At 66.0% G+C, this 20,988-nt stretch carries 18 protein-coding genes; 8 read left to right on the top strand and 10 right to left on the bottom strand.

Going from position 1 to position 20,988, the window contains the following annotated elements; translation table 11 throughout:
* Window positions 1-21 precede the first annotated feature (21 nt).
* The 5 genes from ACERNI_RS06515 to ACERNI_RS06495 form a co-directional block, all read right to left on the bottom strand.
* Window positions 22-216, bottom strand: coding sequence for a hypothetical protein (locus ACERNI_RS06515; RefSeq protein WP_448832469.1), 195 nt, complete (start codon window positions 214-216; stop codon window positions 22-24).
* 316 nt (window positions 217-532) lie between these two features.
* Window positions 533-1,072: a recombinase family protein gene (locus ACERNI_RS06510; RefSeq protein WP_448832468.1), complete on the bottom strand. Its 540-nt coding sequence runs from the start codon at window positions 1,070-1,072 to the stop codon at window positions 533-535.
* A 692-nt stretch (window positions 1,073-1,764) separates the two neighbouring features.
* The gene (locus tag ACERNI_RS06505) at window positions 1,765-2,514 is read right to left on the bottom strand and encodes a reverse transcriptase domain-containing protein (RefSeq protein ID WP_448832467.1); all 750 of its coding nucleotides are present in this window, start codon (window positions 2,512-2,514) and stop codon (window positions 1,765-1,767) included.
* 434 nt (window positions 2,515-2,948) lie between these two features.
* Window positions 2,949-3,314: a hypothetical protein gene (locus ACERNI_RS06500; protein WP_448832466.1), complete on the bottom strand. Its 366-nt coding sequence runs from the start codon at window positions 3,312-3,314 to the stop codon at window positions 2,949-2,951.
* Window positions 3,295-3,759: a DUF6538 domain-containing protein gene (locus ACERNI_RS06495; protein ID WP_448832465.1), complete on the bottom strand. Its 465-nt coding sequence runs from the start codon at window positions 3,757-3,759 to the stop codon at window positions 3,295-3,297. The genes ACERNI_RS06500 and ACERNI_RS06495 overlap by 20 nt, the downstream gene beginning before the upstream one ends.
* Before the next feature lie 424 nt (window positions 3,760-4,183).
* Between ACERNI_RS06495 and ACERNI_RS06490 the strand changes: the two genes are divergently transcribed.
* Together ACERNI_RS06490 and ACERNI_RS06485 are read left to right on the top strand one after the other, a co-directional pair.
* On the top strand, window positions 4,184-4,381 hold the full coding sequence (locus ACERNI_RS06490; protein WP_448832464.1) for a hypothetical protein: 198 nt from the start codon (window positions 4,184-4,186) through the stop codon (window positions 4,379-4,381).
* Window positions 4,378-4,560, top strand: coding sequence for a limonene-1,2-epoxide hydrolase family protein (locus ACERNI_RS06485; protein WP_448832463.1), 183 nt, complete (start codon window positions 4,378-4,380; stop codon window positions 4,558-4,560). The genes ACERNI_RS06490 and ACERNI_RS06485 overlap by 4 nt, the downstream gene beginning before the upstream one ends.
* 327 nt (window positions 4,561-4,887) lie before the next feature.
* On the opposite strand, the gene ACERNI_RS06480 is transcribed toward ACERNI_RS06485, so the two are convergent.
* Complete coding sequence (locus ACERNI_RS06480) at window positions 4,888-5,094, bottom strand: hypothetical protein (protein ID WP_448832462.1); 207 nt, start codon at window positions 5,092-5,094, stop codon at window positions 4,888-4,890.
* A 348-nt stretch (window positions 5,095-5,442) separates the two neighbouring features.
* Between ACERNI_RS06480 and ACERNI_RS06475 the strand changes: the two genes are divergently transcribed.
* Window positions 5,443-5,841, top strand: a complete 399-nt coding sequence (locus ACERNI_RS06475) for a YgiW/YdeI family stress tolerance OB fold protein (protein WP_448832461.1) — start codon at window positions 5,443-5,445, stop codon at window positions 5,839-5,841.
* 350 nt (window positions 5,842-6,191) lie between these two features.
* Complete coding sequence (locus ACERNI_RS06470) at window positions 6,192-7,229, top strand: phosphotransferase family protein (protein WP_448832460.1); 1,038 nt, start codon at window positions 6,192-6,194, stop codon at window positions 7,227-7,229.
* Window positions 7,230-7,255: 26 nt separating this feature from the next.
* On the opposite strand, the gene ACERNI_RS06465 is transcribed toward ACERNI_RS06470, so the two are convergent.
* On the bottom strand, window positions 7,256-7,636 hold the full coding sequence (locus tag ACERNI_RS06465) for a hypothetical protein (RefSeq protein WP_448832459.1): 381 nt from the start codon (window positions 7,634-7,636) through the stop codon (window positions 7,256-7,258).
* A 316-nt stretch (window positions 7,637-7,952) separates the two neighbouring features.
* Here ACERNI_RS06465 and ACERNI_RS06460 point away from each other — a divergent pair, with 316 nt between their 5' ends.
* Window positions 7,953-8,537 (top strand): glyoxalase superfamily protein, encoded by a 585-nt coding sequence (locus ACERNI_RS06460; RefSeq protein ID WP_448832458.1) that lies wholly within the window; start codon window positions 7,953-7,955, stop codon window positions 8,535-8,537.
* Between the two features lie 275 nt (window positions 8,538-8,812).
* Here ACERNI_RS06460 and ACERNI_RS06455 read toward each other — a convergent pair whose 3' ends face one another.
* The gene (locus ACERNI_RS06455) at window positions 8,813-9,952 is read right to left on the bottom strand and encodes an alkene reductase (protein WP_448832829.1); all 1,140 of its coding nucleotides are present in this window, start codon (window positions 9,950-9,952) and stop codon (window positions 8,813-8,815) included.
* A 239-nt stretch (window positions 9,953-10,191) separates the two neighbouring features.
* On the opposite strand from ACERNI_RS06455, the gene ACERNI_RS06450 reads away from it, so the two are divergent.
* The 3 genes from ACERNI_RS06450 (at window position 10,192) to ACERNI_RS06440 (ending at window position 17,391) form a co-directional block, all read left to right on the top strand.
* Window positions 10,192-10,695 carry a YaiI/YqxD family protein gene (locus tag ACERNI_RS06450; RefSeq protein ID WP_448832457.1) on the top strand — a complete coding sequence of 168 codons (504 nt, stop codon included), beginning with the start codon at window positions 10,192-10,194 and terminating at the stop codon, window positions 10,693-10,695.
* Window positions 10,696-11,087: 392 nt separating this feature from the next.
* A complete protein-coding gene (locus ACERNI_RS06445; RefSeq protein ID WP_448832456.1) occupies window positions 11,088-13,811 on the top strand; it encodes a bifunctional acetate--CoA ligase family protein/GNAT family N-acetyltransferase in 2,724 nt (907 codons plus the stop codon).
* 178 nt (window positions 13,812-13,989) lie between these two features.
* Window positions 13,990-17,391, top strand: a complete 3,402-nt coding sequence (locus ACERNI_RS06440) for a GH36-type glycosyl hydrolase domain-containing protein (protein ID WP_448832455.1) — start codon at window positions 13,990-13,992, stop codon at window positions 17,389-17,391.
* Between the two features lie 159 nt (window positions 17,392-17,550).
* Here the strand turns inward: ACERNI_RS06440 and ACERNI_RS06435 are convergent, their stop codons facing one another.
* Window positions 17,551-18,822 (bottom strand): glucoamylase family protein, encoded by a 1,272-nt coding sequence (locus ACERNI_RS06435; RefSeq protein ID WP_448832454.1) that lies wholly within the window; start codon window positions 18,820-18,822, stop codon window positions 17,551-17,553.
* Window positions 18,823-18,969: 147 nt separating this feature from the next.
* A complete protein-coding gene (locus ACERNI_RS06430) occupies window positions 18,970-20,787 on the bottom strand; it encodes an ABC transporter ATP-binding protein/permease (RefSeq protein ID WP_448832453.1) in 1,818 nt (605 codons plus the stop codon).
* Window positions 20,788-20,988: the final 201 nt, after the last annotated feature.

Genomic DNA, 20,988 nt, shown 5'->3' with positions numbered 1-20,988 from the left:
CCTAGACACACGGCTCCGGCTTCACCACTGGATGCTGAGGTCTTTCCGCCGCTCGGCTGTGGCTGTGATCTGGACCCGGCCAAGGTAGGCAAGGACAGACTGCCCGACGTGCGGGTGATGCGACCTGCGCCGCTCAAAGCTCCAGCCCGCGCCCTGTCCCTTTGGCCAGCGGACGATGTGGACGGAGAACAGCGGGGTCGTGATGAAGAGGTCCATGGTCGTTCCTGATTGCGGTGGTGATTTGGAGCGGCCAGGGTAGGCAAGAAGTCCGCTGTATCAAGCTAAATATTTGATTTCGTTACAGGAATCATCCCGCTGCAGGGATCATCGGTCAAAGTCTGAGTCCTGCCATAGGGTTGTCCTATGGTCTGCGACAGGCTGTCCTGTGGATAGCGTTGCGCTGCAAGCTGTCAGGGGGGCGGTCCAGAACCCGCAGGACTGGTTCGCGGGTGTCATCGTACCCGGACAGCCATGAAGGCCGTCCTTGGTCGATACGGGTGACAAGGAAACAGCTATCCACCAGCGGAGGCGACTATTCGCCCAGCGCCCGGTAAACGCTGGCCCTACCAATGCCCAGTTCCTTGGCGATGGCTGAAGCGCCCATGCCCTTGGCCCTCATGGCCCGGACCTGTTCCACGTCCACGCTGGGCTTCCGGCCCTTGTAGACGCCTGCGGCCTTTGCCTTGGCAATCCCTTCCATCTGCCGTTCCCTGCGAAGGTTCGTCTCGAACTCCGCGAAGACACCCAGCATGTCGAGGAAGGCCTTGCCGGCTGCTGTGGTCGTGTCGATTGGCTGTTCGGTGGCCTGTAGCGCAGCGCCCCTGTCCTTCAGTTCCCTAACGATGTCCTGAAGGTCGCCTATGGAACGGGCCAGACGGTCAATGCGGGTGACAACCAGCGTGTCGCCTTGCCGGATCATGTCGAGGATGGTCCGCAGTTCGGTCCTTCCATCCAGCTTCGTCCCGCTCACCTTCTCCTGCCGGACGCAATCACAGCCTGCCGCCTTCAGGGCTTCAAGCTGGATGGTCAGGTCTTGGTCCGTGGTGCTGACGCGGGCGTATCCGATGCGCATTGGCGAGCCTCAAATGTACCAATAGGTTCTAGACCACGTCAAAGTGATGTACCAAAATGCGCAAGTCAACCCTATTGAGGCGCTAAAAGTGTCTCAGGTCAGCGTCTCGTGGAGGTATACCCAAGTGGGATGCGGGACGGTGCGGGAAGGAGTGAGGCAGGCCCCCGTGTCCGGTGAGGTGCTGGCAGGCGGAAAGGGCATGGCCCCGGCTGGAAGACTGAAGGCGAACCGGGGATGGCGTTGGCTATGTCGGGGGGGGAGCCTAGAACGGCTCTCATTCCCTCGCGGCCATCATCCTGCCTGAAGGCTGCTTCCTGCCCTCCTTGGTCGATACGTGCCACACGGAAAGGCCATCGGCGCTAGGCAGGGGCCTTCCATGAGCGGGCTGTAGGGCAGGCCGGATGTTCCCTGCCGTGCGGACAAAGGCAAGGCCCATCCCGGCCCCACAATTCAGCTTTCACGCGGGAGCCATAGCCGCGTCCAGCCGCGCATGGCACGGGAGCTTTCACTCCCGCCCAGCCGCGCGTCACGCCGGAGCTGCTCTGCGCACGCGCACAGGGGGACGGGGGGATTTTTCGCCGCCCCGTATAAAAGAAGGGCTTCAGATTTTTTTGGGGGAAAACAGCCCCGATGCCCAACCGCTCAAAGCGATGGGGGCTCTATGTTGGCAGGGCGTTGCGCACCAGCTTGCGTCACGGGTGGACTCTCCAAGTATGGGACCGAACGATGTCGACATACTGCTCGAACCCTGCCGCGCTCTCGATGCTTCGCGGCTCTGAATAGAATTCTGCGATCCGCTCGGGCAGAACTTCCGTCGAGCCGTGCGTCAAGCCACAATTGAAGATGTCGACTGATCGCGCTGGCAAACGAGTTTTTGCAGCATTTAATGAGAAGCCCGATTCAGCAATCGCCGCGTTCAGGCTTTCAAATGCAACGCACAGCGCCACCTTATCATTCGATGAAAGACATATATCATCCATATAGACAGAGACGGTTGTGCCTTGCGCATCCAAATCGCGTAGCAAACTCCCGATGGATGACTTCATCAAAACAAGAGTGGCCAAAATTGGAGATTGAATGAAGCCATAAGGCAGCACGTACCCGCCGTCATCATAAGGGCTCTTGACCGTTGACCATTTTGCAAAGGTCTCTGCCTTACGAATTCCAATCTCGCGCAAGCTACGTCTGACACGATTGCGGCGGATGCTGTAGAAAAATCGCTCTATATCTACGCGGCAGAAGAAGGTGTTCTTTCGATGTTTGTGTAACGCCAGAACGTGCGAGCCGTCTTTAAAATGATATACAAAATCGTCAAATACGTAATGCTTCGCTACGCATAGCCTTATCTTTTCACCCCACTCACTGCCCTTGGCGCTCGGTGCGAAAATAGGCTTCCCGCCCTTAGCGAAGGAGTATGCGAAGTTGTCGAATGTGTGTGTCATTGTAGTTGACAACCTTGCTGATCAGGTCAACGAGCGCACTCAAGCTCCTAAGAGCCCAGTACGTGAACTGCGCGACCCTCACAGCAAGGTTCAGACGCTTCTGATTGTTGGTCATAGGCGGCACCTCCATTGCTATACTCCGGCAACCTGCAACTCATCTTCACGATGGAGTCGTCAACTGAGAGAATGGGAATTCCCGAAGCCCCCGCAAAGCCCGTAGCTTCAAGTGAAACTAGCGTGCCTGAGGGCCAGTGCGAGGTGCGGCTAACGCCGAAGTCGAGAAAAGATGTAACTTGGGAATACCCACAAGGCAATCTTGGCCCACAGCAATTTATCCTAGCCCCTGTTCGTAGGCTGCGTCAGTCGCGTTCGACATCAAGCGGGGGGGAGAAAAAAATAAATAGTATCAATTGGTAAGCGAGGAACTCGCGGTTCTAATCCTCTCGTCTCGGAGGCAGGCAAACAGCCTCCACAACCGCCCTGAACTGCTCCACATCCGGCCCCCCTGAATACAGCCCAAGCGTCATTCCTTCCCGCTTATGCCCAACCAGCGCCGCTATGAAGTGGGGCGGCTGGTGCGCCTGTTCCGCCTTGGTGATGAACCAGCGCCGGAAGCTGTGGAAGTCCACGCGGGACTGCCGAGCTCCCGGCGGCACGTCATTCACTCCCACTCGCCTGCGATAGGTGGTGAATGCCTTCACGACATACTGGGAGCGTTCCACCGCTGATCCGGGTTTGGGCTCCGGCAGTTCAGGGAACAGCCATTCGTCGCCAGCCTTGCTAGCGATGCGCTGCTGCACGATGCCCTTCAGTCCCGAATGGATGGGCATCCACCATCGCGAGAAGTGGAGTGGCTACACCTTTGGCTGCGTCCACGAATGCCTTGGCCCGCTCATGGCCCTCCTGCGATTCGATCTGTTCCGCCCGTTCGACAAGCAGCAGGGAGGCAGCTTCGGCGTTGTCGTCCTCGCCAGCCGGGGCGTCACGCCATTCCATGGCTTCGTCCATGAGCGCGTCACCTGCGGCGCTGGCGTTCTGCTTCAGCTTTCGTTCAGCCTCCGCCAGTTCGGCCTTCATCCGCGCCACGATGCCGAACTTGTCCCGGTTCGCGGTGGTGAGGTTGTCCGTATGCAGGGGGTGCTTCAAGTGCGCCTTGCCGACGATTTCACGCAGGCGGGCAGGGACCTTGACGACAACCACCCACTGGTTGCCGTGCTTCATGAGGTGTCGTTTGTCGGCTGCCATACAGGGGGTGTCCGGGGTCGCTGGGAGTCTAGCTGGTACCCCACTGGTACCTCAGACTGGTACCCCAAAACAAGCGTGAAATACCAATAAATATAACGATTTCATCGGCTCTCAATCTGTGAAGAGAGGGTCCTGGCGCCCCAGCCAGTGAATTTTCATTTCATATTGTTGATTGAAATCAGCGCTTTGCTGCCTGGGCAAAATCGCGTCGCCAGCCCATGCTGGCAGACTAGCCGGGTTTTTTCTGACGCCGCGCTGGTTTCCTGATCGCTGCGTGGCGCGGCGGTCGCTTTTTCCTCTCTTCTCTTTTGTTCATTTCAGCCTGCCGTTGGCTGTGGTCCAATGTCTGGGCCGCCCGGTGGCCTGGCGAGGGGGGATGGGGACGGTAACGCGTCCATCATGCGACGGGATGGGAGGGCTGAACGTGACGGCCAATGAAGAGATCGTGCGCAGTTTTATCTCCGCGTGGTCGCGTCTGGATGCCGGCGAGATTGTTGTTTACTTCACGCAAGGCGGTGTCTGCCACAACGTCATGAACAAACCGGTCAGCGGTCACAACAATCTGCGCGGTTTATACACGGGTTTATCAAGGACTGGACCTGGACTGCGTGGGAGACGGTGAACATCCTGGCCCAGGGCCATATCGTGATGGCCGAGCGCATCGATCGCACCATGGTCGGCGACAGGAGGGTCGAGCTGCCCTGCTGCGGGGTGTTTCTTCTTGATGATTCAAAGATCAGCGTAGGGCGGGGCTATTTTGATCTGGCGACTTACGCGCGCGCCATCGCCGCCACGGAATAGGGACGGGACGCGTTCGGGAATGCCGGCGCATTGACTCTGAAAGCCTCACGGTTCGCCGCGACCCCGGCTGGTGCGCCAGCGCGCTGACAATTGCAGCGAGGTTCATGAAGCGGGGCATGGCTGGCTGCAGCGCCTCCTGCCGTGGCGCATGATGGTACGCCGGATCTGGCGGGTGGTCCCGACGTCTGGTTGCCCTGCAAGGCGCCCGCCATGTTGACGTACATGCGCATGGCGTTCGCCATGCGGCGCCGGGCCTCCGTCATTCCGCGGCAAGCGGACAGGTTTCTTGCGCTGCACAACGCCCCCCGTGGCGAAGACAGGGGGGGCTCAATCCTGCGTTTCAAGCCGTTTTGCAAGCCACCGGGAGCCGCCTTCGCCGATGGCGACGGCGAGGACGCCGCCGGTGAGAAGCAGGAGAAGGTGCGGGCCGAGAAGCTCCCGGAAGGCGAATAGCCCGGTGAATACGGTTATCAGGGCCAGTGCGCCCGCCAGCGACAGCAGTTTCAGGGCCAGCATCGCGGCGATCGATCTCATTGTGGCTCCATGCGGTTCGACGGAGAGCCGGGCCATCTGGAAGTATGCCGCATAGGCAAAGGCGGCGCGCGGCCTCCGGTTTTCCCCATCGGGAGAACGCGATTGTAAGCCAGAACCGCTGCAATGTCAGTTGGCGGCCGGGTGGGTCTGGCGCGCCAGCGCCGGCATCTGCGGCTTCGCCTCACGTGTGCTGGCGGCCTGCCGCCGTGCGGCGCTCCGCGGGTTGGGGATGGCCATGGCGGTTGTGATGCGCTGTAATCACCATGCAAGGTTGCGGCTTCGCCGGCCCCATGGGCTGCAAGCCGCAATGTCGCTGTCGGGGGGCTGAAACAGGGAGGAGCCTTGGCCATGAACACCATCAGAATTCTCATTGCGGCTTCGATGGCGATGTTGACGCCCGCAGGCATGGCGCTGGTGAGTTCAGCAGCCATCGCGCAATGGACCGGCCCGTCCGACACAAAGCAGGCGGCGCAGCCGGCTTATGGCAAGACCACGGTTTCGGCGATCAAGGCCAAGCCGGTGGATGACCAGAAGGTGACGCTGGAAGGAACGATTGTTCGCAAGACTGGTGACGAGCGATATCTGTTCAAGGATGAGACCGGAGAAATTTCGGTCGAGATCGACGATGAAGACTTTCCCAGGGAGCCGGTCGACGCCACGACCCGAATCAGGATTGAGGGTGAGGTCGACACGCATCTGATGAAAGAGCCGGATATCGACGCAGAGCGGGTCACCGTCGTGAAATAAGGCGCGCTGCGCCGCTATCGAAACCACGACAGCCGTTGCCGGGCTGTCCAGACCTCACGCCCGTCCGCCTGCCAGGCCGGACGGGCGTCGTGTATGGCGAGCCTTCTGTAAAAGGGGAGGGGGGACGCCGGCATGGGGCCGGGGCCGTGCGCAAACGGCGACGAAAAACGGCGGCCAGCTGCCAGGCGACTACACTTTTTGGGTCAATGCGTTTACGTGACCCCTGTATCGGGGTGAGTCCCGCCGGACCATGTGTGACGGCCAGGGCGCCCCCGGAAGAGATTCCCTTCGCAGGGGATGCCTGGGGCGCGGGTTCTGTTTCCCGCGCCGGAAGACGCGGGAGACGAGATATGGCCGGACAGGTCAGGGAACCGGATGCGCTGGATGGCGAGGCAGGCCGCGACGCCCTGCGCAACTTCCTCGAGGGGTATTTTGGCGAAAAGCCGGAGCGCTTCGAGGTCGCCAGGATTTCCGGTGGCCAGTCCAATCCGACGTATTTCATTGATTTCGGCGACCGCCGCATGGTGCTGCGCAAGCAGCCGCCAGGCAAGCTGCTGCCCGGCGCCCACGCCATCGATCGTGAATACCGCGCTCTTGAGGCGCTGAACCCGGTCGACGTGCCAACCCCGCGCGCCGTGCTGCACTACAGGGAGCCGGACGTGCTTGGCACGCCGTTCTATCTGATGGATCGCCTCGACGGCCGGGTGTTCCATGATTGCGCCCTGCCGGACATCGCGCCTGAAGAGCGGCGCGCCATCTATCTTGGACTGGCGGAAGCCATGGCGAAGCTGCACGCGGTGCAGCCGGAGAAGATCGGCCTCGGCGATTTCGGCAGGCCGGGCAATTACTTCCAGCGCCAGATCGCCCGCTGGACGCGCGCCTACAACGAGAGCCCCAGCGAGCGCATTCCCGCCCTCGACCGGCTGGTCGAATGGCTGCCGGCCAACATGCCGGAGGACGACGGCCGCGTTGCCATCGCCCATGGCGATTTCCGCCTCGGCAACATGCTCTACCACCCCACCGAGCCGCGGGTGATCGGCATCCTCGACTGGGAGCTGTCGACCCTTGGCCATCCGCTGGCGGATCTGGCTTTTGCCTGCATTCCGTGGCGCACCACGCCGGAGCAGTATGGCGGCATTCGCGGGCTCGACCACACGGCGTTGGGCATCCCGACCGAGGCCGAGTTCATTGCCCATTATTATGCGCACGCCGTGCCGACAGCGAAGCTGCTGCCGTTCCATGTGGCGTTCGCGCTGTTCCGCTTCTCGGTGATCTTCCTTGGCATCAACGACCGCGTGCGCGCTGGCAACGCCGCTGGCGAGGATGCGGCGAAGCTGGAGCCGCTGGCGCGGGAAATGGCGGATCGCGCCGTGGAAGCCATCGGCTGACGCGCCAGGCGGCGGGGCTCGCCGCTTCAGCCGCCCGTCAGCAGCCGTTCGAAGTTGATGCGGCTGAACAGGCGCGCCGCCGTATCGGCGGAGGCCCAGGCGATCAGCAGCAGGGCCGCCATGATCAGACAGGAGCGAAAGCGGGGTCGCGCTTGCGCCGGATGGTCCCATGGGTCGTCTGGCAGGCGCGCGACGGCGCCGGCGCTGGCTGTCAGGTTGCGGCGGGCGGCGGGCGGCCGTTGGCTGTCCCGGCCGTCGCCAGATGTCGGGCCGGGGCTGCCGTGGTGGGTTCGCCGCCAGAATAGCAGCGTGACGTAAAGCTGCGCCTGCCACCGCGCGCCGCCTGCCGAGGCGGTGAGCCTGAATGCGCCCGGTTTCTCCGGCGGCGGGCAAAGATTTTGATCCATGCTGTCGGCCTGTCTCTGGCCAGACAGATTGCCCGATATGCCGCGGGGCTTCCTGCCCGGATGGAAGTCAGGCGTTCTCGGTTGCGGCGTCGACGCTGGCGCCTGGCGGGCCTGGCGCGGTGAGGCCGGGCGCCGCTCGACGGCCATTTGCTCCCGGTGTAACCATGGCGGAAGGCTGATGTTGCCTGCCGCCCGCGCCCCGGGAGGGGAATGGTGAAAACATCCGTGATCCGGGATTTCCCAATCAGGCTCTATGGACCGGCGGAACGTCGGTAATGCGGGCGCCGTGCGACACCGCCGGGAACAGGAGCTTCCCATGCCCGACATAGCTGAGGCCAAAGCGATGGCCCGTCGGCTGCGCGATGCGCTGGCCGCACGCGGCGTCGCGGCGCCGCACGCGCTGGCGCTGGAACTGGTCGCCAGCCAGCTTGGCTTCCCCGACTGGAACACCGCCGCGGCGGCGCTTGCCGCTGAAGATGCGGCGGCGGGTAAGGTAAAGGCGTCTGACGTTGCCCGAAGCGGCGGCGTCAGCTTCCTGGCGACGATCCCGATCCTGCGGATTTTCGACGAAGCCAGGGCTCGCGAATTTTATTGCGACTTTTTGGGGTTTTCAGTCCGGTTCGAGCACCGCTTCGCGTCTGGGCTGCCGCTGTACATGGAGGTGGCGCGCGCCGGCATGCGCCTGCATCTCTCGGAGCATCACGGCGACGCCAGCCCCGGCTCCACCCTGTTCGTCCCCATGCAGGGCGTGCGGGCGCTGCACCGGGAGCTGCTGGCGAAACAATACAAATACAACCGGCCTGGCCTGGAGACGCTGCCATGGGGCGAGCAGGTGGAGGTGCATGATCCGTTCGGCAACCGCATCCGCTTCTGCGAGCAGGGCCAGGAGGCGGGCGGATAGCCGGTTGCGGCGCAGCCGATGTGGTTTTGCCGGACGCGGTTGTTGCCGGAGGCGGTTCTGGCTGGATATGGCTTGCGCCTGGCTCCCGCCATCGTCGTCATGTCCGCGCCTGTCAGGAGCTCCACGCTGCTGCGCCGGCGCGGACAAATTTCGTTGCAGACGCCGCGCCGTCGCGGCTAGCCGGATCTGGCCCGGCCATGATGGGGCGAGGGCGGCGGGGCGCCAGGGGTGATGGGTGGGGGCGGCATGGCGTCCGCCCCGTTGCCATCGCCGGCTCAGGCTGGCTGGCCGTCGACCTTCGGGAAATCCGTATAGCCGCGGCTGTCGCCGCCGTAGAACGTCGGGCGGTCGTAGGGGGCCAGGGTCCCGCCGGTCCGCAGGCGCTCCGGCAGGTCGGGGTTCGAGGTGAAATAGCGGCCAAAGGCGATGATGTCGGCGTTGCCGGCGGCGATCGCGTCCTCGGCCATGTCGCCGGTATAGTTGCCGGCGGAGATCAGCACGCCTGGCCACAGTGGCCGGAACAGCTCCGCCGCTGACGGCACATCCTTGTGGTCGACCTCGCGCTGGCCGGCGCCGCTGGCGCGCGGCTCGATCAGATGCAGATAGGCGAGGCCCATGGGCGCCAGTTGCTCCACCACATGGCTGTACAGCGGCATCGGATCGTCCTCGCCCGAGCCGTTGGCGACGCCAAACGGCGACAGGCGCACGGCGACGCGCCCAGCGCCGCAGGCGGCGACGAGTTGCCGGGTCACTTCCAGCAGCAGGCGGGCGCGGTTGGCGATATTGCCGCCCCATTGATCGTCGCGCTGGTTGCTGCGGCTCTGCAGGAACTGCTCAAGCAGATAGCCATTGGCGCCGTGAATCTCGACGCCGTCGAAACCGGCTTCCAGAGCGTTGAGGCCGGCCTGGCGGTAGACGCCGATCAGTTCGTGGATTTCCGCGTCAGTGAGGGCGCGGGGCGTCGGCATGGGCTCCGGCGTTCCGCTGGCGCTCATCACCTTGATGTCGGCGGCGACGGCCGAGGGGGCGACGGGCAGGGCGCCTTCAGGCTGGTAGGACGGGTGCGACACCCGGCCCATGTGCCACAATTGCAGGAAGATCTGGCCGCCGCGCGCGTGAACCGCCTCCGTGATGGCTTTCCAGCCGGCGATCTGTTCTGGCGTGTGAATGCCCGGCGTGTGAAGCGCGCCGCGCCCGGTGGGATGAATCTGCGAGGCCTCGGCGATAATCAGCCCGCCTTCGCTGGCGCGCTGGCCGTAATAGACCGCGTTGAGCGGTCGCGGCGCCTCGCCTGGGCCGGCGCGCATGCGGGTGAGCGGGGCCATGGCCACCCGGTGGGACAGATCGAGCACGCCGGCGCGCAAGGGCGAGAACAGGCGCGGCCTGTGCGTGGCGGTTTGCCTGATGGTCTGCATCGACAAGTTGTGTTTCCTCCTGCATCCGTCATGCTGGCGTGGTTGGGCCAGGGAACGGAAGGCTGCGCCTTGTTGTTGCGGCGCATGCTGCTGTGACAAGCTTCTGTGCAAATTGATAACCGCTTTGGCGGGAAACGCCATGGCGCGGCGTCACCGGCGCGTCATGTATTTCATCTGGCGCCTGACTACATGGGCCTGGCCACATGGGCCTGGCCACCTGGCGGAGATAGCGGTGAACAATGGCTGAAGCGAATGTTGCAGTTGATCCTGGCGCAGATCGCCGCCTGCGCATATTGGTCGATGCCGACGCCTGCCCGGTCAAGGACGAGATTTACCGGGTCGCAGCCCGCCATGGCGCGCCGTGCTTCGTGGTCGCCAACAGTTTCATCCGCACGCCGCGCGACCAGCAGGTGGCGTTCGTCCGGGTCGGCGACGGTTTCGACGCGGCCGACGACTGGATCGCCGATCATGCCGGCCCCGGAGCGGTGGTGGTGACCGCCGACGTGCCGCTGGCCAGCCGCTGCGTCGCCGCCGGCGCCGTGGCCCTGGCGCCCGATGGCCGGGGGTTCACAGAAAATTCCGTCGGCATGGCGCTGGCCATGCGCAATCTGATGCAGGACCTGCGCGAGGCTGGCGCGATCACCGGCGGCCCACGGCCGTTCTCGGCGCGCGACCGCTCCGCGTTCCTGTCGGCGCTGGATCTGGCCATCGTGCGCCTGAAGCGGGCGGGCTTCGCGCCATAAAGCCAGGCCGCCGCGCCCCCGCTTCCTCCAGGGCGCAAAATCCTGCGGCGCCTTGCCTTGCGGCGCGCGCCTCGCGCCGTCCGGGCGTGACGGGAGCTGGACCCAGACGCGGCAGGCTCCGGCGCGGGGCGATGTCTGGCGGAGGTTATGCACACCACCGGAACGTCAGGCCCGCCCGCCAGTTTTCGCCATATGCGCGCCCCGATCCATGAGCACATCTCCGCCCCCGCCGCAGGGAGCTGCGCGCCGGGTTTCGCGAAGGCGTTTTCGCCCTGTGGACAGAAATGCGCCGGCGCGCCGGCCCGGTCTATTGTCAGCGCATCCGTGTCACGGAACACTGGAGGCGAATCGTTGGCGAACTGGCTGTTTCAGGCAGAATTGGAGAGCATGGCGTGAGCACATACCGTCTCGACAGATTGTTCCGGCCCGCCTCCGTGGGCGTGGTCGGCGTCAGCCGCAGGGCGGGGTCACTGGGCCGGGTGTTGCTCAACAATCTGCTGGCCGGGGGCTTTGAGGGCAAGGTTTACGCAATCAATCCGGCCTTCGCCTCCGCCGACAGCCGCATCGACCTGCCGGGCGTGACCTTTGCCGCGAACCTTGAGGAATTGCGCGAGACGCCGCCGGATCTGGTGGTGATCGTTTCTCCGTCGCTCACCATTGTCGAGAACGTCGCGGCGGCCGGGCGCATCGGCTGCTCGGCGGCCATCCTGGTGCCGCCATCCCATGGCGTCAGCGCGCCGGAAATTCTCGCCGCCGTGCGGGCGGAAGCGCGCAAGCATGGTTTGCGGCTGATCGGCCCTGGCGGCGTCGGGGTCATTTCACCGCGCGCCCGGCTCAACGCCTCGCTCGGCGCCCGCATGCCCGGGGCCGGCGACATGGCGCTGATCTCCCAGTCCGGCGCCATCGCCAATGGCCTGGTGGAGTGGGGGCGCCAGCACCAGATCGGCTTTTCCGGCGTGATTTCCATTGGCGAGCAGGCGGACGTCGATGTGGCCGACTGCCTGGACTATTTCGCCGTGGACGACCGCACCCGCGCCATCCTCGTCTATGTGGAGGACATCGCCGCCGCGCCCAAGTTCATGTCCGCCGCCCGGGCGGCGGCGCGGGCCAAGCCGGTGGTGGTGTTGCGCCCCGGACGTCATGAAAAGCGGCCGGCCACCACTGACATGACCAGCGTCGCCGCCCTGGCGACGCGCGACGCCGTTTATGACGCAGCCTTCCGTCGCGCCGGCCTCCTGCGGGTGTTCGACCTTGACGAGATGTTCTCGGCGGCGGAAACGCTCGGCCGCCAGCGGCCGTTCCATGGCCGCCGCCTCGCCATCATGGTCAACGACCGGGGCGTCGGCGCTGTGGCGGTGGACCGGCTGCTTGATTTGCACGGCGAACTGGCGGAACTGACGCCGGAAACCCGCGCCAGGCTGGACACGCTGATGCCGGAGCGGGCGCCGGTCAGCAACCCCGTGGACACCACCGGCTACACCGATCCTGAATCGCTCGACGTGCTGGCGCGGACGCTGCTGCTCGACAAGACGGCCGACGCCCTGCTCGTCATCAACATTCCCAGCGCGCTGGCCGATTCCAACGAGGGCGCCCGCGCCCTGGTGGAGGCGGTGAAGACGCACCGCAAGGGGCGGGCCCTGCACAAGCCGGTGCTGGCGGTGTGGGTGTCGTCCGACCCCGAGGCGGGCCGGATCTTCGATGAAGCCGGCATTCCACACTTCACGACCGAGGCCGAGGCGCTGGCGGGCTACATGCACCTGGTGCGCTACCGGGCGGCGCTTGATCTGCTGATGGAAACGCCTGACGCGCTGCCGCACGATTTCGCGCCGGACGTTGCGACAGCCCGGGCCATCATCGCCGACGCCATCGCCTCTGGCCGCGCCTGGCTGAACCCGGTCGAGACCCAGCAACTGTTGCGCGCCTATGAGATCCCGGTCGTGCCGGCGACCTTCGTGGCCAACCCGGCGGATGTCGTGGCCGCCGCCCGGCCGCTGCTGGCCCAGGGCGACCAGGTGGTGGTGAAGATCGTCTCGCCCGAGGTGCCGCACCGCACCCGGATTGGCGGCGTGCGCCTGGACCTGCGCAGCGAGGCCGCCGTGCAGGCGGCGGTTGACGAGTTGCTGGAGATCACCAGGGGGCGCCAGCTCAGCGGCTTTGTCGTGCAGCCGATGGTCGATGAGCGCGACTCGCGCGCCCTGATCGTTGGCATCACCGATGATCCGCAGTTTGGCCCGGTCATGGTGTTCGGGCGCGGCGGATCAGCCGTGTCGGTCATCAACGACATCTCGTTGGCGCTGCCGCCGCTTGATCTGAAGTTGGCTGAGGTGATGGTCGCCCGCACCCGCGTCTCCCTGCGTCTCAAGGGCTATCGTGACACCGAGCCGGCGGATGAGCACGCCATTCGCCTCACCCTGGTGAAGCTGTCCCAGATCGCCGTGGACCTGCCGGAGGTGCGTGAGCTGGAAATCAATCCGCTGCTCTCCGACAGTCAGGGCGTGGCGGCGCTCAACGCCCGGGTGCGGGTGGCCCCGGCCCCGGCGGGCGAGCGCCACGGCTCCGGGCATCCGCGCCTTTCCGTGCGGCCTTATCCCCGGTCGTGGGAGCGCGCCATCACCGGCCGCGGCGGTCGGACCTACTTCGTGCGCCCGGTGCGGCCTGAAGACGAGCAGATGTTCATCGACTTCATGAGCCAGGCCTCCGAGGACGATCTGCGCCTGCGCTTCTTCGCGCCGGTGCGCGATTTCAACCACGCCTTCGTCGCCCGGCTGGTGCAGGTGGACTACGCCCGCGCCATCGCCTTCGTGGCCATTGAGGCGGCGACGGGGCGGATGGTCGGGGTGGTGCGCCTGCACGCCGATTCCAATCACGAGAAGGGCGAATACGCCATCATGGTCAGTTCCGGGCTCAAGGGCACGGGGCTGGGCATGGAACTGATGCGGCTGATCATCGAATGGGCGCGGGCGGACGGCATCCGCATCGTCGAAGGCCAGGTGCTGCGCGACAACCAGGCGATGCTGGGCGTCTGCCGCAAGCTCGGTTTCTCGATCCGCGCCGACCGGGACGACCCATCCGTCATGATCGCCACGCTGCCGCTGGAGCAGGGGGCGGGCGCCTGAAGGCGCGGCCGCGCCGGAGCACGACCCGCCACGCCGAAGCGGCGGGTTGCTCCATGGTTTGGATTTGATGCGTTTCTGGCCAGGCGGGCCGCCTGGCCGGAAAACGCCGCAGGGGACGGGGCGCGGCGTGACCGGGCTCCGCTCCCGGCGCGCATGACGACGACAAGAGGAGAACCCCATGACCGATCGCACCGCGGCCGGAGCCGGAGATACGCCGCCCCCGGCGTCCGGAAATGCCTCTCCCCTGGGCTGGCGCCTGCCGGCCGAAGCAGATCTGGGGTTGCGACGCATCGCGGCGGGGCAGCTGGGCGCCGCCCTGCTGCCCAATGGCGCGCTCTATGACCTGGTGCACGAGGCGCCGCAGGGCCGCATCATGATTAACCAGATCGCCGGCTCGGGCGTTGCCTGGGGCATGGGCCGGATCGTGCTGCGGGCCGGCGGTGGGGCGCCGGTGGACCTGCTGGGGCCGGGCTTCGACGGGACCTTCGCGGCGGACGGCGACTGCGCCGTCTGGGAGGGGCAGGCTGGCGGCGGCGTCAACAGCGCCGCCCTGGCCTGGCGCGTGACGCTGAAGCTGCATGCCGACGCCCTGTGGACCTGGCGCATCGACCTGCGCAACGCGGCGGATGCGGCGCAGGAGGTCGACGTGATCCTGATCCAGGATCTGGGGCTCGGCGACCGGGGCTTCCTCATGAACAACGAGGCCTATGCGTCGCAATATATCGACCACACGGTGATCGACGACGCGGCGCGCGGCCCGGTGGCTTTCAGCCGCCAGGCGCTGGACCAGGGCGGCCGCCGGCCGTGGGTCGCCCATGGCGGCCTGCAGCGCATCGCCGGTTTCGCCACCGACGCCGCCGATATTTTCGGGCCAGGCTTCCGGGGAGCCGGCGCGCTGGCCGGGGACGACCTGCCGTCGCGCCGGTTGCAGCGGGAGGTCGCCTGCATTGGCCTGCAATCCGGGCGTCTCGGCCTTGCGCCGGGGGCGACGCAAAGCGTGGGGTTCTTCGGGCTGTTCCAGGCGGATCATCCGCAGGCCTCCGGGCCGGATGATCTGGCCGTCGTCAACGCCGCCCTGAGCAAACTGGCGCCTGACGCCGATGCGGCCACTTCCCTGGAGCCGGTACCCGTGCGCCGCTCGGTTCTGCAGGCGGCGCCGGCGCTGACCGGCGGCCGGCTCGACGTCACCGCCATCGACGCCCTCTATCCGCAGCGGCTGTCCGAGGAAGTCATCGACGGCGCCATCGCCTCGTTCTTCGTTGCCGAGGGCGCGCACAATCGCCATGTGGCGCTGCGCGACAAGGAGCTGGCCATGCAGCGCCGGCATGGGGCGCTGATCCGCAGCGGGACCGGCGTGCTGCCGGCGGACGACATTTTCTGCGCCACCTGCTGGATGCACGGGGTGTTCGGCGCCCAGCTGACACTTGGCAATACCTCGTTCCACAAACTGTTTTCCGTCTCGCGCGATCCGTTCAACATCACGCGCGGCAGCGGTCTGCGCATTCTGGTCGACCAGGGCGAAGGCTGGCGGCTGCTGACCACGCCGTCGCTGTTCGAGAATGGCCCCAATGATTGCCGCTGGATCTATGCGATGGAGGCGGCAGGCAAGGAGGGGCGCGCATCTGGCCGCATCGTTGTGCAGGCTTTCGCCAGCGTGCAGGAGCCGGCGCTGCGCTGGCGGGTGAAGATCGACGGTCCTCCCGCCCGCCTGCTCATCGCCGGGCACTGCGTCATGGGCGAACGCGAGCTTGGCCAGAGCGCCGCCGTTGTGGTCGATGCGCCGGCCGGTCGGGCCATGCTGCGGCCGGACCCCGCCTCCCTGTGGGGCCAGCATTACCCGGAAAGCGTCTATGTCTGGCAGGCCGAACAGCCGGAGCTGGTTCGCCGCATCGGCGGCTCCGGACTGTTGTTCGCCGATGGCGAGGCTGTCCCGGCGGCGGGCGCGGCGGCGGAGCCATGGCTGGTCATCGAGACTGAGCCCACCAACAGCTTCGCCTTCGCCATCACTGGCAGCCTCAGCGATGCGGCCGCCGCCCTGAAGCTGGCGGACGAGGCGGCCGGCTGGGACGCTTTGGCCGAGGCCCAGGCGGTGCGGGCTTACTGGAGCCGGCTGACCCGTGGTCTCGGCGTCGCCGGCGGCGGCCGGGCGGAAGGGCTTTCCCTGGCGCTGCCCTGGCTGGTGCAGAACGCCATCATTCACGTCTCCGCTCCCCATGGGCTGGAGCAGTATACCGGCGGCGCCTGGGGCACGCGCGACGTTTGCCAGGGGCCGATTGAAATGCTGCTGGCCCTGGGCCATGACGCGGCGGCGCGGCGGATCATGCTGGCGGTGTTCGCCGAGCAGTACGCCGGCCGGGGCGACTGGTCGCAATGGTTCATGCTGCCGCCCTATTCATTCATCCGCGATCGCTCCAGCCACGGCGACGTCATCATCTGGCCGCTGAAGATGGTCTGCGATTACATCGAGGCCACCGGCGATGTCGCCTGCCTCGACGCGCAGGTCCCGTGGCGCAATTACGACGACGCCACCGCGTCGGAACGCACGGACAGCCTGACGGCGCACATCGACGTGCTGCTGCAAACAGTGGCGCAGCAGTATCTGCCGGGCACGCACCTGATCCGGCTGGGCGAGGGCGACTGGAACGACTCGCTGCAGCCGGCGGACGCCAGCCTGAAGGAGCGCATGGTCAGCGCCTGGACGGTGGCGCTGCTGTTCCAGCAACTGAACCGTTATGCCGCCATTCTGGAGCGCATTGGCCAGGCCGACCGGGCGGCGCCGCTGCGCGCCGATGCGGCGGCGATGCAGGCGGAAGTCAACGCCTTGCTGATCCGCGACGGCGTCATCGCCGGTTACGGACTGTTTCCGGAAGGGGACGACAATGCCTTGCCGGAACTGCTGCTGCACCCTTCGGACAACCGCACCGGCGTGCGCTATTCCATGCTGCCCATGGTGCGGGCCATCGCCGGCGGCCTGTTCACGCCGGAGCAGGCGGCGCGGCATCTCGATATCATCCGCGATCATCTGGCCGATCCGGACGGCGTGCGCCTGATGGACCGGCCGCTGCCGTATCATGGCGGCGTCGAGACCATTTTCCGCCGGGCGGAATCCGCCGCTTACTTCGGCCGCGAGATCGGCCTGATGTACACCCACAGCCATCTGCAATACGCCCAGGCGCTGGCCGCCCGGCTGGAGCAGGCGCGCGACGACCAGAGCCGGGCCGCCCTGCAGGAGGCGCTGCTGGCGGCGCTGGCGCTGGTCAATCCGGTGGATGTGGGCGCGGTTGTCAGCAACGCCAGCCCACGCCAGCGCAACGCCTATTTCAGCAGCAGCGACGCCGCCTTCGACAACAGGGCCGAGGCCGATGCGGAATGGGGTCGGGTGCGGGCGGGAGCCGTCGCCGCCGATGGCGGATGGCGGGTCTACTCCAGCGGGCCTGGCCTGTTCACCAATCTGGTGGTGCGCGATCTGCTGGGGCTGCGCCGGGATTTCGGCGCCTGGCGCGGCCGCGCCGTCGCCCCGCCAGCGCTGGTCGCCACCCTGGAGCGCGATCCCGAAGGGTGGGGGCCGGTGGTGGGGTGACAGGGGAAGAGGCTGCTTTTTTGGGGGGCTTCTGTTGGGGGACGGAGGAAACGCCAGGCTCCCCCGATTGTCCGGCTCTGGCTGATCGTCGCGGGCCTCCACGCAAAACCACCGCCCCGCTGCTTCGCGGACTGCCCCGTCAGCCCAGGCGCCTGGGCTTCACGCCAGCGGCTTGCGGGTGAAGCCGAGCAACGCGAGGCCGTTTTTGATTTCCGGGCAGCTCATGAACAACTCCCACAACAACCCGCTGCGGTAGTTCTCGATCATGCAGATGATCGGCCCCTGGTCGATGGCGATGTGGGTCGACGAAGCCCAGCCCCGGGCGTCGCTGAACGAGGAGACGAAGCCGAGGTCGGTCCAGATGCGGTCGCCCTTCTCCTCGTAGAAACAGCGCAGCGCCGCCAGCGACTCGTCCGGCGTGTAGGGCATGGAGCTGATGGCGGCGGTGGGGGAGATGACGCCCATGTCCTCGGTTGGCGACAGCGCCCGGTAGCCGGCGTCGGTTTCCGTGGCGGTCAGGCCCCAGCAATTGGGGCCGTAGCCGGCGAAGCCGAGCGGATTGCGCATGCAATAAGCCCGGTTGATCTGGGTGTGGCGGACGTTCTGCGTCCAGTAATCGGCGTATTGATCGGAGAGGCCGCGGGGGTCGAGGCCCATGAAGGTGTAATGGGCGAAGAACAGCGGCCCGCCCCAGTCCGGCCCCAGCGGCAGTTCCAGCCCCTCGTAGGTCCGGCGGTTGTCGAACACCCGCGCCTCGGCGTAACCCCGGTGATAGACGCGCGGGGGCGCCGGATAACGCGGGGCCGAGGCGGCGAGGATGTAGGTGATCAGGCACTCGTTCCAGCCGCGGATTTCATGATCCAGCACCCAGCCCTGATTGGGGCTCCAGTGCCAGAACAGCACGGCCTGGTTGTTCTGGGTGAACCAGCTCCATTCGGTCTCGCCCCACAGGATGTCGGCCCACTGGCGGATTTCCGCCTCCACCGCATCGTCGCGGTGGAAGTACTGGCGCACGCACAGCAGGCCCATCATCAGATAGGAGGTCTCGACCGTGTCGGCGCCGTCGTCCTTGCGGCTGAACGGAATGGTGGCGCCGGTGGCGCCGTTGATCCAGTGGGCGAAGGCGCCGTGGTAGGTGGGGGCGTTGATGAGGAAGCGGACGATTTTCAGCACCCGCTCCGCCGCCTCGGCCCGGGTGACGAAACCACGTTCGACGCCCACCAGGATCGCCATCAGGCCGAAGCCGCTGCCGCCCACGGCCGCCGTGTCGGGGCGGCTGTGGTAGAAGTCGGTGCGCTCATAGGCGAGGCCGCTGACCGGATGGGCGAAATCCCAGAAATAGCGGAAGGTGTTGCGCTGCGTTTCGTCGAGCAGGTCGCTGTCGCTCAGACCGCGCCGCACCGGCGCCATTTGGAAAAGCCCATTGGCCATTTACGCGCTCTCCTGCCTTTTCCTGTCGGTTCTGCGAAAAACGTTTTCCAGGGCGCGGCCCCGTGGCGTTCTGATTGTTGCATGCCTTTGATTTCGCGTGGGTAATCCGCGAAAAGGCTCTGGCCTCAACATGGGCAAACGGCCAGGTCAGGCGTGCCCGGCCTTGCCGGGATCGTGGGCGGCGCAGGCTGGCGCGTCACGGTCCCGCCACTCCAGCCGCACAACCCTGGTGAACATGTCCGGGTTCTCGACTTCCGGCCCCGTGTAGATCAGCCCCACGTCCGACAGCTCCTCCCTGAACATGTCGAGGATCGTCTTGCGCGACTCCGGGTCCAGCTGATGCAATGCTTCATCCATGATGATCCAGCGCGGGTGCTGCAGAACCGCGCGGACCAGCGCGACGCGCTGCTGCTCATCGAGGGGCAGTTCGCGATCCCACGTGCCAGTCCTGTCGAGCTGGTTCTGCAGCTTGCCGAGGCCAACCCGATCCAGCGCCGTGATGATGTCGCCGTCGTTCACCTTGCCGCTGCAGGCGTAAAGAATGGATTCGCGCAACGAACCGACCGGCAGGAACGGCGAGCGGGGCAGGAAAACGATCTCCTCCCGCGGCGGCGTGACGATGTCGCCGGCGCCGCGCGTCCAGAGGCCGGCAATCGCCCGGAACATGGTGCTTTTGCCGACGCCGGTCTCGCCGGTGATCAGCAGCCGCTCGCCGGGGTGAACCGTCACGTCCTCGCTCATGCTGGCAATGTGATTGTTGCAGTGCAACTCCACCTGACGCAGCGACAGCTCCTCCGCGGCGCCGGTTTTGCGATGAATGCGCGGGCGGCTGTCCGCCGGCGGGTGGTCCAGTTCGATCAGCGCCTGGCGGAAGGAGACGACGCGGATCAGCGTGGCCTGCCAGTCAGCGATGACGGCGAAATTGTCGACGAACCAGCGCAGCGCCTGCTGCACCTGGTTGAAGGCGCCCACCGCCATCATCAGGGCGCCGAAACTGAGCTTGCCGCTGAAATAGGCCGGCGCGGCGACGATGATCGGCGCGACCAGCGCGAACCAGCCGTAACCCGAGGTGATCCAGGTGAGCCGCGTCAGCGCCGACACCAGATTGCGCATGGCGGCCAGCACGTTGTTGAGCGGCTGCTCCAGCGTGTTGCGTTCGTGCGCCTCGCCGCCCTCCAGGGTCATGGCGTCGACGTGCTGGTTGGTGCGCACCATGGCGACGCGCAGGTCGGCTTCGCGGGCGTAGCGCTCGCTATTGTAGACGATGAGCTTGCGGCCGAAGATCCAGCTCAGCCACGAGGCCGCGCCGGAATAGAACAGCGCCGCCCAGACCATGTATCCCGGGATGAAGAATTCCTGCCCGTCCCAGGTGAACACGACCGAGCGCGACAGCATCCACAACACGCCGACGAAGCTGAGCAGCAGCAGGGTGGACTGGAACAGGCCAATGGCGAGCTGGGCCGACAGCTCGGTGAGGTGGCGCACGTCCTCGGCCATGCGCTGGTCCGGGTTGACGCCGATATCGCCGGCCCTGCTGATGCGGTAGGCCCGCCCGGGCGTCAGCCACTGGTCCAGCAGATCGCGCGTCGCCTGCTTGCGCAGCACCAGCTTCAGCATTTCCTGAAGCCAGGTCTGCGCCACCACGAGGCACAGCAGGATGCCGGCGATGACGGCGAACTGGGTCAGCTGGCTGAGGAACGCGGTGAAATTGCGCGCTGAGAGCGCGTCGTAGAACGGCTCGTTCCAGGCGTTGAGCCGGATCTGCATGTAGGCGACGCCGCTGACCACGACGACGACGCCAAGGATGAGCAGGCCAAGCTGCTTGCGCTCGGGCGACACCAGCGCCGAGCGCAGGAGCAGCATCACATCCGCGATGAGAACGCGCGTGCTGTCTTCAGGCCGTCCCGCTTCCGCTCCAGCGTGCGGGGCTTCCGGGGTGGCGACTTTCTCGCTGGCCTTCGCCATCCATTGCTCCCACGCCGCCAGGGCATGCTCGGTTTGTCAGAAACCGGGGCGCGGTTCCTGACAGGGCGGAAACGCGCCCGGATTTTGACAGCAGGGAGCCGGTTGCCGCGCTTTGGGCGGGGGCGCCGCCCATTATCACCCAAAGCCAATCTGCCCCAAATAACCTGCCTCAAGGCGGCTGATTCGCCCACAGGATACCCT

The organism is Camelimonas sp. ID_303_24 (assembly GCF_053543495.1).
Note: the sequence above shows the minus strand (reverse complement) of the source record. Positions and strands in the feature narration are given on the sequence as shown.